14 protein-coding genes are annotated in these 14,659 nt (G+C 75.0%); 2 read left to right on the top strand and 12 right to left on the bottom strand.

Annotated elements, in window-relative coordinates:
* Nucleotides 1-76: 76 nt before the first annotated feature.
* On the bottom strand, nt 77-517 hold the full coding sequence (gene aroQ / locus CO540_RS08030; RefSeq protein WP_099161538.1) for a type II 3-dehydroquinate dehydratase: 441 nt from the start codon (nt 515-517) through the stop codon (nt 77-79).
* Entirely contained in the window at nt 514-1,590 is a 1,077-nt protein-coding gene (gene aroB, locus CO540_RS08035) for a 3-dehydroquinate synthase (RefSeq protein ID WP_099161539.1), read from the bottom strand. The genes aroQ and aroB overlap by 4 nt, the downstream gene beginning before the upstream one ends.
* A 92-nt stretch (nt 1,591-1,682) precedes the next feature.
* Here aroB and CO540_RS08040 point away from each other — a divergent pair, with 92 nt between their 5' ends.
* Both CO540_RS08040 and CO540_RS08045 read left to right on the top strand, forming a co-directional pair.
* On the top strand, nt 1,683-2,204 hold the full coding sequence (locus CO540_RS08040) for a DUF2243 domain-containing protein (RefSeq protein ID WP_099161540.1): 522 nt from the start codon (nt 1,683-1,685) through the stop codon (nt 2,202-2,204).
* The gene (locus CO540_RS08045; protein WP_099161541.1) at nt 2,201-3,001 is read left to right on the top strand and encodes a cytochrome c oxidase assembly protein; all 801 of its coding nucleotides are present in this window, start codon (nt 2,201-2,203) and stop codon (nt 2,999-3,001) included. Before CO540_RS08040 ends, CO540_RS08045 begins: the two co-directional genes overlap by 4 nt.
* A 516-nt stretch (nt 3,002-3,517) precedes the next feature.
* Here the strand turns inward: CO540_RS08045 and CO540_RS08050 are convergent.
* From CO540_RS08050 to CO540_RS31295, 10 genes are all read right to left on the bottom strand, one after another.
* Nucleotides 3,518-4,027: a shikimate kinase gene (locus tag CO540_RS08050; protein WP_099161542.1), complete on the bottom strand. Its 510-nt coding sequence runs from the start codon at nt 4,025-4,027 to the stop codon at nt 3,518-3,520.
* Between the two features lie 55 nt (nt 4,028-4,082).
* Nucleotides 4,083-5,261, bottom strand: a complete 1,179-nt coding sequence (aroC, locus tag CO540_RS08055) for a chorismate synthase (protein WP_099161543.1) — start codon at nt 5,259-5,261, stop codon at nt 4,083-4,085.
* A gap of 158 nt (nt 5,262-5,419) precedes the next feature.
* Nucleotides 5,420-6,229 (bottom strand): shikimate dehydrogenase, encoded by an 810-nt coding sequence (locus CO540_RS08060; RefSeq protein ID WP_099161544.1) that lies wholly within the window; start codon nt 6,227-6,229, stop codon nt 5,420-5,422.
* Complete coding sequence (mltG, locus tag CO540_RS08065) at nt 6,229-7,425, bottom strand: endolytic transglycosylase MltG (protein WP_099161545.1); 1,197 nt, start codon at nt 7,423-7,425, stop codon at nt 6,229-6,231. Before mltG ends, CO540_RS08060 begins: the two co-directional genes overlap by 1 nt.
* A complete protein-coding gene (gene ruvX, locus CO540_RS08070) occupies nt 7,422-7,883 on the bottom strand; it encodes a Holliday junction resolvase RuvX (protein ID WP_091578075.1) in 462 nt (153 codons plus the stop codon). The genes mltG and ruvX overlap by 4 nt, the downstream gene beginning before the upstream one ends.
* On the bottom strand, nt 7,880-8,131 hold the full coding sequence (locus CO540_RS30850) for a hypothetical protein (RefSeq protein WP_099161546.1): 252 nt from the start codon (nt 8,129-8,131) through the stop codon (nt 7,880-7,882). Before CO540_RS30850 ends, ruvX begins: the two co-directional genes overlap by 4 nt.
* Nucleotides 8,128-10,809: an alanine--tRNA ligase gene (alaS, locus tag CO540_RS08080; RefSeq protein ID WP_099161547.1), complete on the bottom strand. Its 2,682-nt coding sequence runs from the start codon at nt 10,807-10,809 to the stop codon at nt 8,128-8,130. Before alaS ends, CO540_RS30850 begins: the two co-directional genes overlap by 4 nt.
* Nucleotides 10,806-11,111: a DUF6167 family protein gene (locus CO540_RS08085; RefSeq protein ID WP_091578080.1), complete on the bottom strand. Its 306-nt coding sequence runs from the start codon at nt 11,109-11,111 to the stop codon at nt 10,806-10,808. Before CO540_RS08085 ends, alaS begins: the two co-directional genes overlap by 4 nt.
* 31 nt (nt 11,112-11,142) lie before the next feature.
* Nucleotides 11,143-11,604: a DUF948 domain-containing protein gene (locus tag CO540_RS08090; RefSeq protein WP_091578082.1), complete on the bottom strand. Its 462-nt coding sequence runs from the start codon at nt 11,602-11,604 to the stop codon at nt 11,143-11,145.
* A 147-nt stretch (nt 11,605-11,751) separates the two neighbouring features.
* Complete coding sequence (locus CO540_RS31295) at nt 11,752-12,555, bottom strand: hypothetical protein (RefSeq protein WP_371682293.1); 804 nt, start codon at nt 12,553-12,555, stop codon at nt 11,752-11,754.
* Between the last annotated feature and the right edge of the window lie 2,104 nt (nt 12,556-14,659).

The following is a 14,659-nucleotide window of genomic DNA, read 5'->3' on the forward strand; positions in this document are numbered from 1 at the left end:
GATCATCAATTGGCGGACAGACCCACCAAGTCTACTAGCTGTGTCGAATCGGACCCCGGCCCCAGGTGACGCAGCGTCAGGCGCCGGCACCGAGCCGGAGCGCCAGGTGGTGCAGGGCCAGCCGGTAGCCGTCCACGCCCAGGCCGCAGATCACCCCGGTGGCCACGGCGGAGACCACCGAGTGGTGCCGGAACTCCTCGCGGGCGTGGATGTTGGAGATGTGCACCTCCACCAGGGGGCCGCGCAGCAGGGCACAGGCGTCGCGGACCGCGATCGAGTAGTGCGACCAGGCGGCCGGGTTGAGCACCACCGCCGCCTCCTCGTCGGCCGCCTCGTGCAGCCAGCCCAGCAGCTCGTGCTCGGCGTCGGTCTGCCGCACCACCACGTCCAGGCCCAGCTCACGCCCGGTCCGCTCGCAGTCGGCCACCAGGTCGGCGTAGCTGGTCACGCCGTAGACGTCGACCTGGCGGGTGCCGAGCCGGCCCAGGTTCGGCCCGTTGAGCACGTAGACCCTCACGAGCTGATCTCCCGGTACGCCTCGGCGAGCAGCTCGTCCGACGGCGCCTCCAGGATCGCCGGGCGGGCGAGCCCGTCCAGCACCACGAAGCGCAGCCGGCTGCCCCGGGCCTTCTTGTCCACCCGCATCGCGGCGAGCAGCTCCGGCCAGGCGTCGGCCCGGTAGCCGGTGGGCAGGTCGAGCGCCGCCAGCACGTCACGGTGCCGGCGCGCGGTCGCCTCGTCGAGCCGGCCGGCGAGTCGCGCGAGGATGGCCGCGTAGACCAGCCCGACCGCGACCGCGTGCCCGTGCCGCCAGCGGTAGCCCTCGACCTTCTCGATCGCGTGGGCGAGGGTGTGTCCGTAGTTGAGCACCTCGCGTACCCCGGACTCGCGCAGGTCACCGCCGACCACGTCGGCCTTGACCCGCACCGCGCGCTCGACCAGCTCACGCAGCACCGGGCCGGTCGGGTCCAGCGCGGCGGCCGGGTTCCGCTCCACCAGGTCGAGGATCACCGGGTCGGCGATGAACCCGCACTTGACCACCTCGGCCAGGCCGGCGGCCAGGTCGGCCGGGGGCAGGCTGTCCAGCGTCGCCAGGTCGCAGAGCACGCCGACCGGCGGGTGGAACGCGCCGACCAGGTTCTTGCCGGCCGCCGTGTTGATCCCGGTCTTGCCGCCGACCGCGGCGTCGACCATGCCGAGCAGCGACGTCGCCACCGGCACCCAGCGCACGCCGCGCAGCCAGCTGGCCGCGACGAAGCCGGCCAGGTCGGTGACCGCGCCGCCGCCCACCCCGACCACCGCGTCGGTACGGGTGAAGCCCGCCGCGCCGAGCCGGTCCCAGCAGCCGGCGGCCACGTCGACGTGCTTGCCCGCCTCGGCGTCGGGCACCTCCACCAGCAGCGGCGCCACGCCGTCGGCGCGGACCCGCTCGGCGAGCCGTTCGGCCAGCGCCTTCAGCGGCGGCGCGTACAGGAAGGCCACCCGCTCCGCGCCGGGCAGCAGCCGGGGCGGCGGGTCGAGCAGGTCGCGTCCCACCAGCACGTCGTACGGCCGTTCGCCGCCGACCGGGATCCGGGTCACCTCGTCCATCGCCGGCAGCCTAGTCCAGCGCCCGGCCCCGGCGCGGCGACTGTCCACTCCGTGGGGCGTTTGTCCGCGCGCGCCCCGGGTAGGGCGGCCGGATGAGCGAGAGCACGCAGCGCACGAGCATCCGGCTCCCCGCCACGATCCTCGGCATCGGGCTGGGCGGCTTCGTCGACGGCATCCTCCTGCACCAGGTCTTCCAGTGGCACCACATGCTCAGCAGCACCAACGCCGACCACGTGGGGATCAGGGACTACCCGGTCGACACCGTGCCGGGGCTGCAGATGAACACGGTGTGGGACGGCCTGTTCCACGTGGTCACCTGGGTGGCGGTGCTGACCGGGCTGGCCCTGCTCTACGCCCGGGTCACCCACTCCCGGGGCCGGCTTTGGCGCTCGCCGATGCTCTGGGGCTGGGTCCTGGTCGGCTGGGGACTGTTCAACCTGGTCGAGGGGATCGTCGACCACCACCTGCTCGGCATCCACCACGTCCGCACCGGCCCGCACCAGACCTGGTGGGACCTGGGCTTCCTCGCCCTCGGCCTGGTCCTGATCGCGGTGGGCTGGGCGATCCAGCGGCGGGCCGACGGGGTGGACCTCTGCGCGCCGGAGCGTCGGTGACCCTCGCCCACGCCGGGCACGCCGCCGACGGGTTCCCGGCGACCGCGCTGCTCCCGGCGGTCCTGTTCTGGGCCTACCTGGCCGCCGCGCTACGGCTGCGCGACCCCGACGGGCCGGGCTGGGCACACGGGCGGACCGCGAGCTTCGGGCTGGGGACGCTACTGGTGGCCGTCGGGCTGCTCCGGCCGGCCGACGACTTCGTCGGGCACATGTGGCAGCACCTGCTGATCGGCATGCTCGCGCCGCTGGCCCTGGTCCTCGGCGCGCCGGTCACGCTGGTGCTGCGGACCCTGGACCGGCGCGCCGGTCGCCGGCTGGTCCACGTGCTCCGGCACCCGGTGGCGCGGGTGCTCGGCCACCCGGCGACCGGTCTGCTGCTCACCGCCGGCGGGCTGTGGCTGCTCTACCTGACCCCGCTCTACCGGGCCACGCTGGACAACCCCGCCCTGCACACGCTGGTGCAGGCCCACTTCCTGCTCAGCGGTTGCCTCTTCGCCTGGTCGATCGCCGGGCCGGACCCCGGCCCGCACCGCCCCCGGGTGCCGGTCCGGCTCGTGGTGCTCGGCGTCGGCGTCGCCGCGCACGCCACGATCGCCCAACTGCTCTACGCCGGCATCCTCGTCGACGTGCCGGCCGGCGCCGCCGAGCTGCGCGCCGGCGCCACCCTGATGTACTACCTCGGCGACCTGGCCGAGATCGCCCTCGCGCTCGCCCTGCTCGCCACCTGGCGTCCGGAGCGCCCGGCCCGCCGTCCGGCCGACCGCTCAGCCACCGGCCCCGCGCCGGCCCGGGCGTGACCAGCGCGAACGCACCACAGACCGCGCGGCGCGGGATGCTCGCAGCTCTGCCGCACCCCGCCGTGCAGGATGCTCGCAGCTCTGCCGCACACGCCGTGCGAACTGCTCGCGGCTTCTGCCGCACACGCCGTGCGAACTGCTCGCGGCTTCTGCCGCACACGCCGTGCGAACTGCTCGCGGCTTCTGCCGCACCTCACCACGCGGCGCGCGGACGGCCGCAGCAGTCCGGGCCAGTTCGCCCCGCGAGCCGGCGTCGGGCCGCACGCTGACCGCGTGGTTGGCCGGTGACTCCCACCACCGGCACCCGACCCGCCCGCACACCCATAGCGTTCCACCCACCAGCGTCGACGACACCGAGTGGAACATCATGGGTGCCTCAACCCTCCGCAGACACCCATAGCGTTCCACCCACCGGCGCCAACGGCACCGAGTGGAACACCATGGGTGTCACGATGCGGCCGGACTTGCCCGACCGCGCGCCGGCCAGGGCAGGGCCGGGCCGAGGGCGGGCCGTGGTCAGGGCTTGAGCAGCGCGGCGATCTCGGTGGCCAACTCCTCCGGGGCACGCCCGTCGGTGACCACCGTCGCGGTCGCCACCTCGGCGTAGAGCGGGCGGCGCTGGTCCAGCAGGTGCTTGAGGGTGGCGCGCGGGTTCAGCGCCAGCAGCGGCCGGCCCGCGCCCAACCCGACCCGCCGGATCGCGTCGGGCAGCTCCACCGACAGGTGCACCACGGTGTGGCCGATCAGCGCGGCCCGGTTCTCCTCGGCCAGGACCGCGCCGCCGCCGAGCGCGAGCACGCCGGCGTGCGAGGCCAGCGCCGCCGCCACCGCGGCCCGCTCCAACGCGCGGAAGTGGTCCTCACCCTCGTCGACGAAGATCTCCGGGATCGGCTTGCCGGCCTGCCGCTCGATGTCGGTGTCGGTGTCCCGGAAGTCGACGCCGAGGGCGGCGGCGAGCGCGGTCCCCACCGTGGTCTTGCCGGAGCCCGGCGCCCCGACCAGCACGCAGACCGGTCGGCTGCTCACCGGTGCCACCTTCCGTTCGCGACTGCGGGACTCCGCTGCGCTGCGTTCCTCGCGCTCACCGAACCACCAGGCTGTCGAGGTAGCTGGCCAGGTTGCGGCGCATCTCGGCGATCGAGTCGCCGCCGAACTTCTCCACCGCCGCCTCGGCCAGCACCAGGGCGACCATGGCCTCGGCGACCACCGCCGCCGCCGGCACCGCGCACACGTCGGAGCGCTGGTTGATCGCGGTGGCCGGCTCGCCGGTGGTCACGTCGATCGTCGCCAGGGCCCGGTTCAGCGACGAGATCGGCTTCATCGCCGCCTTCACCCGCAGCGGCTCGCCGGTGGTGATGCCGCCCTCCAGGCCGCCGGCCCGGTCGGTCACCCGACGCACCCCGGTCGCCGTCGGCATGATCTCGTCGTGCGCCTCGGAGCCGCGGGAGCGGGCCTGCTGCCACCCGTCACCGATCTCCACGCCCTTGATCGCCTGGATCGACATCAGCGCGGTGGCCAGGCGGGCGTCGAGCTTGCGGTCCCACTGCACGTGGCTGCCCAGGCCCGGCGGCACCCCGTACGCGAGCACCTCGACCACGCCGCCGAGCGTGTCGGCGGCCTTCTTCGCGGCGTCGACCTCGGCGACCATCCGGGCGCTGGCCTCGGCGTCGAGGCAGCGCAGCGGGTCGGCGTCGATCCGCGCCGCGTCCTCCGGCGTGGGCCGCAGGCCGGGCTTCACCGCCACCGGACCCAACTCCACCACGTGCGAGACGATCTCGACGCCGAGCGCTTGCCGGACCAGCGCCTTGGCGACCGTGCCGACGGCGACCCGGGCGGCGGTCTCCCGGGCGCTGGCGCGCTCCAGGATCGGCCGGGCGTCGGTGTGCCCGTACTTCTGCATGCCGGCGAGGTCCGCGTGGCCCGGACGGGGACGGGTCAGCGGCGCGTTGCGGGCCTGACTCGCCAGCTCGTCCGGGTCGACCGGATCGGCGGCCATCACGGTGCGCCACTTCGGCCACTCGGAGTTGCCCACCCGGATCGCCACCGGGCTGCCCAGCGTCACGCCGTGCCGGAGCCCACCGATGATCTCGACCTCGTCCTGCTCGAACGACATCCGGGCGCCCCGGCCGTAGCCGAGCCGACGCCGGGCCAGTTCGCCGGAGATCTCCCCGGTGGTCACCTCGATGCCGGCGGGTACGCCCTCCAGCATCGCGACGAGGGCGGGTCCGTGCGATTCACCTGCAGTCAGCCAGCGCAACACAGCGGTCAGTGTGTCACGCCCGGTGGTCGCCGCCGTACGGCGGTCGCCGCGTCCCGCCCACCGGACAGGCCACCTCCGCGCGCTGATCTCCCAGCAGACGGCGGTGGTGTTAACAGGGGGCCCTTCCTCTACCGGAGGCGTTAAGAAGGGGCCCTTCCTTAAACCGCAAGCGCGGCGCGCATCGCGGCGCGCGGCGCGGCGACGCCGGTGAAGTGTTCGAACTGCCCCACCGCCTGGGCCAGCAGCAGGTCCAGCCCGGAAACCACCCGGCAGCCGGAGGCCAGCGCGGTGGCGGCGAGCGGCGTCGGCCACGGGTCGTAGACCACGTCGAAGAAGACCGACTCCGGCCGCCAGTCGAAGTTGTCCGCGAGCGGGTCGGCGACACCCTTCGGCACGGTGGAGATCACCAGGTCGGCCCGGGCGTGCGCGGGCGCGCCGTCCCACTCCGCGCCGGCCAGCGGCACGCCGACCGCCGCCGCCACCGGGCGCAACTCGTCCACCGCCTCGGGCCGGCGGGCCACCACCGTCACCTCGGCCGCGCCGATCCGGGCCGCCGCCGCGATCGCCGCCCGGGCGGTGCCGCCGGCGCCGAGCACGGTGACCACCGCCCCGGCCACGCAGCCGGCGCCGGTGAGCACCTCGACCATGCCGGTCACGTCGGTGTTGTCCGCGTACCAGGTGCCGTCGGGTCGGCGTACCAGCGTGTTGGCGGCGCCGACGGCGGCGGCGACCGGCGAGACCTCGTCGGCCAGCGCGAGCGCCGCCTCCTTGCCCGGCATGGTCACCGACAGCCCGGCCCACTCCGGGCCGAGGCCCGCGACCAGGCCGGGCAGCTCGTCCGCGCCGGCTTCGATCTTCGTGTACGACCAGCCGGTCAACCCGGTCGCCGCGTACCCGGCGGTGTGGATCGCCGGGGAGAGCGAGTGGGCGATCGGCTTGCCGACCACCGCCGCACGGTGGGGGGCCATCAGATGATCCCGGCCTCCCGGGCCTTGGCCTTGTTCTGCTCGTGCTGTTCGGGTGTCTCCGCGAAGGCGGAGTGTCCCTCCTTGTCGATCGCCACGAAGAAGAGCCACTTGCCCGGCGGCGGGTCCAGCGCGCCTTCCAGGGCCTGCTTGCCCGGGTTGTTGATCGGCGTGGGGACCAGACCGGCCAGCTTGCGGTTGTACGGGTTCTTCGGGTTGTTCAGCTCGGACTCGGTCATCTGCTTGGAGGTCTTGGTCCGCTGCCCGGTCAGCTCCAGGTAGTAGTTGACCGTGACGTCCATCTCCAGGCAGTTGCACGGGAAGTCGCCGTAGACCCGGTTGTAGGCGACCCGGGCGACCTTGCCCAGGTCGTCCTTGTTGCCCGCCTCCGCCTGAGCCAGCGACGCGACGATCAACGCCTCGTAGGGCGCGATACGGCGGTCCGACTTCACCTTGTCGGCGTACTGCATCTCGCCCGTGACGGTGAGGAAGTTGTCCACCATCAGCTTGAGCACCGTCTCGGCGGTGGCCTTCGGCGGGATCTCGTAGGTGTCCGGGAAGAGGAATCCCTCGATCGAGGGCTTGATCTTCTTGCCGTCGGAGCGTTCGAACCACCAGTCCGGCACGCCGAGCGCGATCGGATCCTTCGCCGCCGTCTCAAAGTCCTTGACCGGGATGTCCGTCTTCTCGGAGAGCCGCTTGAAGACCGTCTTCGCGGTCAGCCCCTCCGGGATGGTGAGCCCGTTGACGACCCTGTTCTTCAGGTCGAGCATGGCCGCGACCGCCGCGTCACCGCTCATCTGCTTGCGCAGCTTGTACGTGCCGGGCTGGATGTTCTTGCTGCGCGAGTTCTCCTCGGCGGCCTCGATGAACGCCTTGGTGCTCTTCACCACGTCGGCGGCGACCAGCGCGTCGCCCATGTCGGCGATCAGCGCGCCCTGCTTGATCTCGACGATCGCCTCGCCGGTGCCGGAGCCGTCGTAGTCGGGGGTGACGAAGTAGTTCTGCACCCGGTCGAAACCGTAGAACGCGCCGCCGCCGATGCCGCCGAGCAGGATCAGCGCGAGCGCGAGGGCGAGGAGGGTCTTGCCCCGGCCGCCGCCGGACTTGCCCTGCCGCCGGCGCACCGCGCCGCGCCGGTGCCGGCCCTTCTCCCCCCTCTCCGTCTCGTCGAATCCCAGGTCAAGGTCGTCGATCATTGCGTCCGCCTCCGCTGTGCGTCCAGCCAGCTCTGCAGAATCTCCACCGCGGCGGCCTGGTCGACCACCGCCCGTTGGCGCTTTCCCCGGACGCCCCGTTCGGCCAGCCTACGACTCGCGACGACGGTCGACATCCTCTCGTCCGTCAGCGTCACCGGAATCGACCCCATTACATCGGCCAAACGGGTGGCGTAGGCCGAGACGTTCGCCGCCGCCGGGCCGTGCTTTCCGGCGAGGTTGACCGGCAGCCCGACGACGATCCCGACCGCCTCGTGCTCGGCGGCCAGCCGGACCAGCTCGGCCATGTCGGCGGGCACCGCGTCCGGCTCGGCGCTCAGGTCGCGGGCCAGGGTGACCAGCGGGGTGGCGAGGATGCCGTGCGGGTCGCTGCGGGCCACGCCGACCCGGACCTGGCCGACGTCCACACCCAGCCGGACGCCCCGGGCGAACTCGGTCATCGGCCGCCACACCTCCGAAGCCGGTACGGGCCAGGGCGGACCGGGAGGTCCGCCCTGACGTCGATCAGTGCGCTCATGTCGTGCCAGCTGGGCATGCCCTCACGGCCCTCGCTCCGCTCGGTGCGTTCGCTCATGCCGTGCCAGCCGGGCATGCCCTCACGGCCCTCGCTCCGCTCGGTGCGTTCGCTCATGCCGTGCCAGCCGGGCATGCCCTCACGGCCCTCGCTCCGCTCGGTGCGTTCGCTCATGCCGCGTCCGCGACCGCCTTCTCCACCGTGACCAGCAGGTTCGGCGCCTCCGTGGCGGGCAGTCCGCCGCCCTGGGCCAGGTCGTCGCTGCCGCCGCCGCGCCCGGAGAACGCCGCCTTGACCAGCTCCTTGGCGCTCAGGCCCCGCCCCCGGGCGGCCTGGTTGACGGCCACCACCAGCGACGCCTTGCCGTTCGCCCGGGCCGCCACCGCGACCACCGCCGGGCGGGCCGCGTCGATCCGGCCCCGGATCTCCTGGGCCAGGGTCCGCACGTCGTTGGCCGCCGCGCCCTCGGGCGCCTCGGTGCCCACGTACGCGACCCCGCGCACGTCCTTGGCCTGCGCCGCGAGCGCGCCGGCGCCGCCGAGCACGAGCTGGGCGCGGAGCTTCTCCAGCTCCTTCTCCGCGTCGCGCAGCTGGGTGACGGTCTGCTCCACCCGGTCGGCGACCTGCTCCCCCGGCACCCGGAACAGCTCGGCCAGCCGGGACACCAGCAGGTGCTCGCGGGCCAGGAAGCCGAACGCGTCCATGCCGACCAGCGCCTCGATCCGGCGTACGCCGGAACCGACCGACGCTTCGGAGAGGATCTTGACCAGGCCGAGCTGGGCCGAGCGGGCCACGTGCGTGCCGCCGCACAGCTCCCGGGCGTAGTCGCCGACCTCGACGACCCGGACCCGCTCGCCGTACTTCTCGCCGAACAGGGCCATCGCGCCGATCCGGCGGGCCTCCTCCTGGCTGGTGACGAACGCGTGCACCTCCAGGTCGGCCAGCAGCACCTCGTTGACCTGCTGCTCCACGTCGTGCAGCACGCTCGGCGCCACCCCGGTCGGGGTGTTGAAGTCGAACCGCAGCCGGCCCGGCGCGTTCAGCGAACCCGCCTGGGTCGCCGACTCGCCGAGGAAGTTGCGCATCGTCTGGTGCACCAGGTGCGTCGCGGTGTGCGAGCGGGAGATCGCCCGTCGTCGCGACACGTCGATCTCGGCGTACCCGGTCTCGCCGGTGCGGACCTCGCCGCGCACCACCCGGGCCCGGTGCACGATCAGGCCGGGCACCGGCTGCTGCACGTCGAAGACCTCGACCTGGCCGCCGCCGACCGTGATCAGGCCCTGGTCGGGCTGCTGCCCGCCGCCCTCGGCGTAGAACGGGGTGGTGTCGAGCACCAGCTCGACCGTGTCGCCCTCGACCGCGGCGGACACCGCGGCGCCGCCGGACAGCAGCGCGCGCACCCGGGACTCGCGGTTCAGCTCGGTGTAGCCGGTGAACTCCACCGGGCCGCCGCCGTCGAGCACCGACCGGTACGCCGACACGTCGGTGTGCCCGGTCTTGCGGGCCTGCGCGTCGGCCTTGGCCCGGCTGCGCTGGTCGGCCATCAGCCGACGGAAGCCGTCCGCGTCGACCTGCAGGCCCTGCTCGGCCGCGATCTCCAGGGTCAGGTCGATCGGGAAGCCGTACGTGTCGTGCAGCTGGAACGCCTTGTCACCGGAGAGCGCCGGCTTGCCCGCCGACTTGGTCTCCGCGATCGCGGTGTCCAGGATCGTGGTGCCGGCGCGCAGCGTGGCGAGGAACGCGTCCTCCTCGGCGTACGCGTACTGGGAGATCCGGCCGAACTCCTCGGCCAGCTCCGGGTACGACGGGGCCATGCAGTCCCGCGCCACCGGCAGCAGCTCCGGCAGGGCCCGGTCCTGGTAACCCAGCAGCCGCACCGCCCGGATCGCCCGGCGCATGATCCGCCGCAGCACGTAGCCACGGCCCTCGTTCGACGGGGTCACGCCGTCGCCGATCAGCATCAGCGCGGTGCGCACGTGGTCGGCGATCACCCGCAGCCGCACGTCGTCCGGGTGCGACTGGTTGGCCGCGTGACCCGAGTGCGCGCCGTAGCGCTTGCCGGTCAGCTCGGCCGCCCGGTCCAGGATCGGCTTGACCTCGTCGATCTCGTAGAGGTTGTCCACGCCCTGCAGCAGCGAGGCCATCCGCTCCAGGCCCATGCCGGTGTCGATGTTCTTCGCCGGCAGGTCGCCGAGGATCGGGAAGTCCTCCTTGCCGACGCCCGGGCCGCGCTCGAACTGCATGAAGACGAGGTTCCAGAACTCCAGGTAGCGGTCCTCGTCGACCTCCGGACCGCCCTCCCGGCCGTACTCCGGGCCGCGGTCGTAGTAGAGCTCCGAGCACGGGCCGCACGGGCCGGGGATGCCCATCGACCAGAAGTTGTCGGCCTTGCCCCGGCGCACGATCCGCTCGGTGGGCACGCCGGTGGCCCGCCAGATGTCGTACGCCTCGTCGTCGTCCAGGTAGACCGTCGCCCAGATCCGCTCCGGGTCCAGCCCGAAGCCGCCCGCCTCGACCGACTTGGTGGCCAGGTCCCAGGCGAGCGGGATCGCCCCGTCCTTGAAGTAGTCACCGAAGGAGAAGTTGCCGTTCATCTGGAAGAACGTGCCGTGCCGGCTGGTCTTGCCGACCTCGTCGATGTCCGGCGTCCGGATGCACTTCTGCACGCTCGTCGCCCGCGCGTACGGCGGGCTCTGCTGTCCCAGGAAGTAGGGCACGAACTGCACCATGCCCGCGTTGATGAACAGCAGGTTCGGGTCGCTGATGGCGGGCAGCGGAGCGGACGGCACCACGGCGTGCCCGTTCGCCTCGAAGTGGGCGAGGAACCGCCGCTTGATCTCCGCCGTCTTCATCGCTGGTGCTCCTCCGGGAAAATCTCTCGGTCGCCGATCCGCGGGTCCTCCCGCAGCTCGGCGAACTCGTCGTCGTACGCCTCGCCGCGGGCGAAGGCCTCGTGGATCTCCTGCTCACGCTCGGCCATACCGACCCGGACGTCGTCCACGAAGGCGCGCACCGACTCGACCAGCCCGCCGGCGGACTCGGACAGTCCGCTGGCGATGCCCGCCGGGGTGTACGCCTGCGCGGTCCGGGTGGCCTTGCGGACCACCAGGACGCCCACGGCCAGCCCGATGCCCAGCCAGAACAACCGCCTCATGCTCTCATCCTTCCGCGTACGCCGGTCGGGGTCAGCGGTTGCCACGCCTGGCGGCCCGGCGCTGCTGCTTGATGGTGTCGCGCACCTCGCGCTCGGTCTCGGCGTGCCGGCGGGCGGAGGCGGCCTTGCGCACGCCGTAGCCGAACGCGGCCACCTTGACCAGCGGGTTCGCGGCGGCGGCGGAGACCACGGTCGCCAGGTTCGCCACGTTCGCGGTGACGTTCTGCGCGTGCGTGGTCATCGTGTCCACCTTGGCGAGCTGGAGGTTCACCCCGTCCAGCGAGGTCTGCACCTGCTCCAGCGCCACGTTGACGTTCTTCACCGTGGTGTTCACGTCCCCGAGCAGCGGCGCGGTGCGGTCGTTCAGGTCACCGATCATGCGGGTCGTCGCGTCGACGGTGTGCCGCAGCCGCAGGATCGGCACCGCCAGCACGAGCACCAGCATCAGGAACGCACCGGCCGCGATCAGCGCAGCGATCTCTCCACCACTCACGCGCATGTCCTCCTCAAGCAGTGTCCCGGGGCCGGACGGCTCCGGGACGCGCGACCGTCCCTACCCACTTCGCGCCACGCCGACCCGGTCACCGGGCGCGGGCGGGCGCGCCAGCCCCAGACCCTACCGTCCGTGATGGAAGTCGGCTCACGACGGTGAGGGGGTCGGCTCGCCGAGCGGGTCGTCGGTGAGGGTCGGGTAGGGATCCTCTCCGGTGAGTGACGGATCGGTGGTCGGCGTGGGGCCGGTGCGCTCGTCGTCGATCGCGTTGCGCACCTTCACCGACACCAACGAGCCGGTGCACGTCGCCGCTGCGGGCGCGGGCGGCGCGGACGGCGCCGGTTCCCCGTCCACCGGCGGCGGCGTGCAGGCGGGGTCGCGGACCCACAGGTCGAGCGTGAGCTCGTCCCGACGCCAGCACGTGTAGCTGCCCTCGACCTTCTCCTCCGGGCAGCGGTCGACCTTCCAGCGTCGCCAGCCGTCCTTGGCCAGGGCCGCCTCGTAGACCGTCACCGTCTGCTTCCAGCCCTGCTCCGACTCGACCGCGCGTTCCCGCAGCCGGCAGTCCTGCAGGCACCACCGGCTGCCGCTGACGTTGTCGACCGTCTTGGTGGCCGCCCAGGACGGCACGTCGAGCGCGTCGAGGGTGTCGAAGACCGGGTCGCGGCTGAGCGTGCGCATGCCGAAGTAGAGCGGCACCGCGCCCAGCAGCACGAGGCTGACCAGGGCGAGGATGCCCATCCGCAGTCGACGCCGCTCGCGTACCTGCCGGCGCAGCTCCGACCGGGCGCCGCGCAGACCGCCGGCCGCCGCGTCGTCGTCGGGGCCGGCCGGGCGCGACGCCGGCGCGTCGCCGGGCCGGATCCCCGCCGGCTCCACCGGGGGTACGACCGCGGCGGCCCGGGCCACCGCCGGCCCGCCCGGTCCCGGGCCGCCCGGAGCCGGCCCCATCGATTCGGGGGCGGGCGGAACGGCCCGGCCGGTGGTGCGCTCCTCCGGCCCGGCGGGACGGGCCACCCCGGCCGCCGCCCGAACGGGCGCCGGTCCGGCGACCGGCCCGGGGGCGACCACCGGGCCGGTGGACGGTCCTCGGGTGCCCGGGCGGGGCGGACCGCCGGCGCCGTCGGGACGGGCAGGTCCAGGACCGTCGGGGCCGGACGGAGCGGGTCCGGGGCGGACCGGGGACGCGCCCCGGTCCGGGCCGGGACGCCCGCCGTCCACGCCGGACGGGCGGCCGGCGGCGCGGGTCCGGTCGTCGGCCGGTCCACGCCCTCCGGGACGGCCGCCACCGACCGGCATGCCACCGGTCCGTTCGGGGTCACCGGGCGACGCGGGTCCGCCCGGCCCCACGGGACGACCCGGGCCGCCGGCGGTGCGGTCGCCGGCGCCCGGCGGCACGCCGGGACCGGTCGGGCCACCCGGGCGGTCACTCACCGGTGGGGCGCCGGGACGACCAGCGCGGACATCCGCCGGCTGGCCTCCGGGACGACCCGCGCGGTCACCGGCGGCCGGGGCGACGCCCGGACGCGCCGGTCCACCACCGGCCGGCGGCGCGCCGGTGCGGGCGGCGCCCCGGACGGGACCGGCCTGTTCGGGTCGGACGGGCGGCGCGGCCGGGCCGGGCTGCTCGGTGCGGGCCGGCGGCACGGCTGCCCCGGCACGGGCGCCCGGACCGCGGTCGGTAGCGCCGGCACGGGCACCCGGCCCGTCCGGCGGCGCGCCGGCCGGACGACGGGCGGCCGGCATGGCGGGGTCGGTGTGCGGCGTGCGACCGGCCTGCCGCAGCCAGTCGGCGGGGCGCTCCGGCCGCTGCGGTCGCGGCCCGCCGTTCTCGTCGCGGGCGGCCCGACCCGGTGCGGCGGGGACGGAACCGGAGCGGTCGGCGGCGTCGACCGGGTCGGGCGCGGCGCGCCGGCCGCCGGCCGGGGCGCGGCGGGAGCCGGGCGCGGGCGCCGGGCCGCCGGACACCGGGGCGGCGGGACCCGCGCCGGGCATCTGCGGCGCGTTTCCGCTGCGCGGGACGGCGGGTGGCCGGTCCGGCTCGGCGGCCCGCCGACCGGCACCCGAGACGGGCCGCGCGGCCGGATCGACCGGCGCGCGGTGGCCACCGGCGGCGGTCGGATCGTCCGGGCGGGCCCGCCGCGCGCCGGCGGAGGCCGCACGGGCGGCCGGGTCGGGGCCGGCCGGGTTCGGGCCGGCGCCCTCCGGCGCGGCGCGACGGCCGGCGCCGGACACCGGTCGCGTGGCGGCCGGAACGTCGTCGGGCCGCGCCCGACGACCCGCGCCGGACACGGGACGGACGCCGGAGTCGTCGGGCAGGGCACGGCGTCCACCGGGCACGGGCGGCATCGCGGGGTCGGTGCGCATCGGGTGGGTTCCGCCGGGAGCCTCGGCGCCGTGCCGGCCGCGCGGGGTGGGTGGCACCGCGACCGGCTGGTCGTCGCCGTCCCCGGGCCGGGGTCGGCCCGGCGCGGGCTCGGCCGGCGCGCGCTCGGGTCCCCGTCGTCCGGCGGGCGGAGGGCCGGGCGGGCCGGCGGGCGGCGGGACGGCGGGACGGCCGACCACCGGCGGTTGCGATCCGGTGGGCTCGTCCGTGCTCCGGCTGTACCGGGAACCGGCCGGCCGGGGCGCCTCGGGCACACCGGGCCAGGGACCGTCGACGGGGCGACGCGGGGCGGCCGGATCGGGTCCGCCCGGGCGGACCGGCGGGGCGGCCGGCCCGGCCGTGTCGGGGTCACGGCGCGCGACCGGAGGACGCGGCCCGGGGCGACCGCCGCCGGGCGTCTCCGGACCAGGGCGACCGCCACCGCCCGGGACGGCCGCGCCGGCACGACCGGGCGAGGTGGCCATCTCGCCACCGGGCCGACCATGCGCGGTGGGCATCTCGCCACCGGGCCGGCCGGGGGCGATGGGCATCTCGCCACCGGGCCGGCCGGGGACCGGGGGCCCGGCACGACCGGCGCCGGGAGGCGGCGCACCGGGACGACGGGACGTCGGAGGCATCGGCGCGCCGGGGCCGCCGGGCGGCGGCGTCATCGGGTCGGGGCGGCCGGCC

This window comes from Micromonospora sp. WMMA2032, from assembly GCF_002688545.1.
Classification (GTDB): Bacteria; Actinomycetota; Actinomycetes; order Mycobacteriales; family Micromonosporaceae; genus Micromonospora; species Micromonospora sediminicola.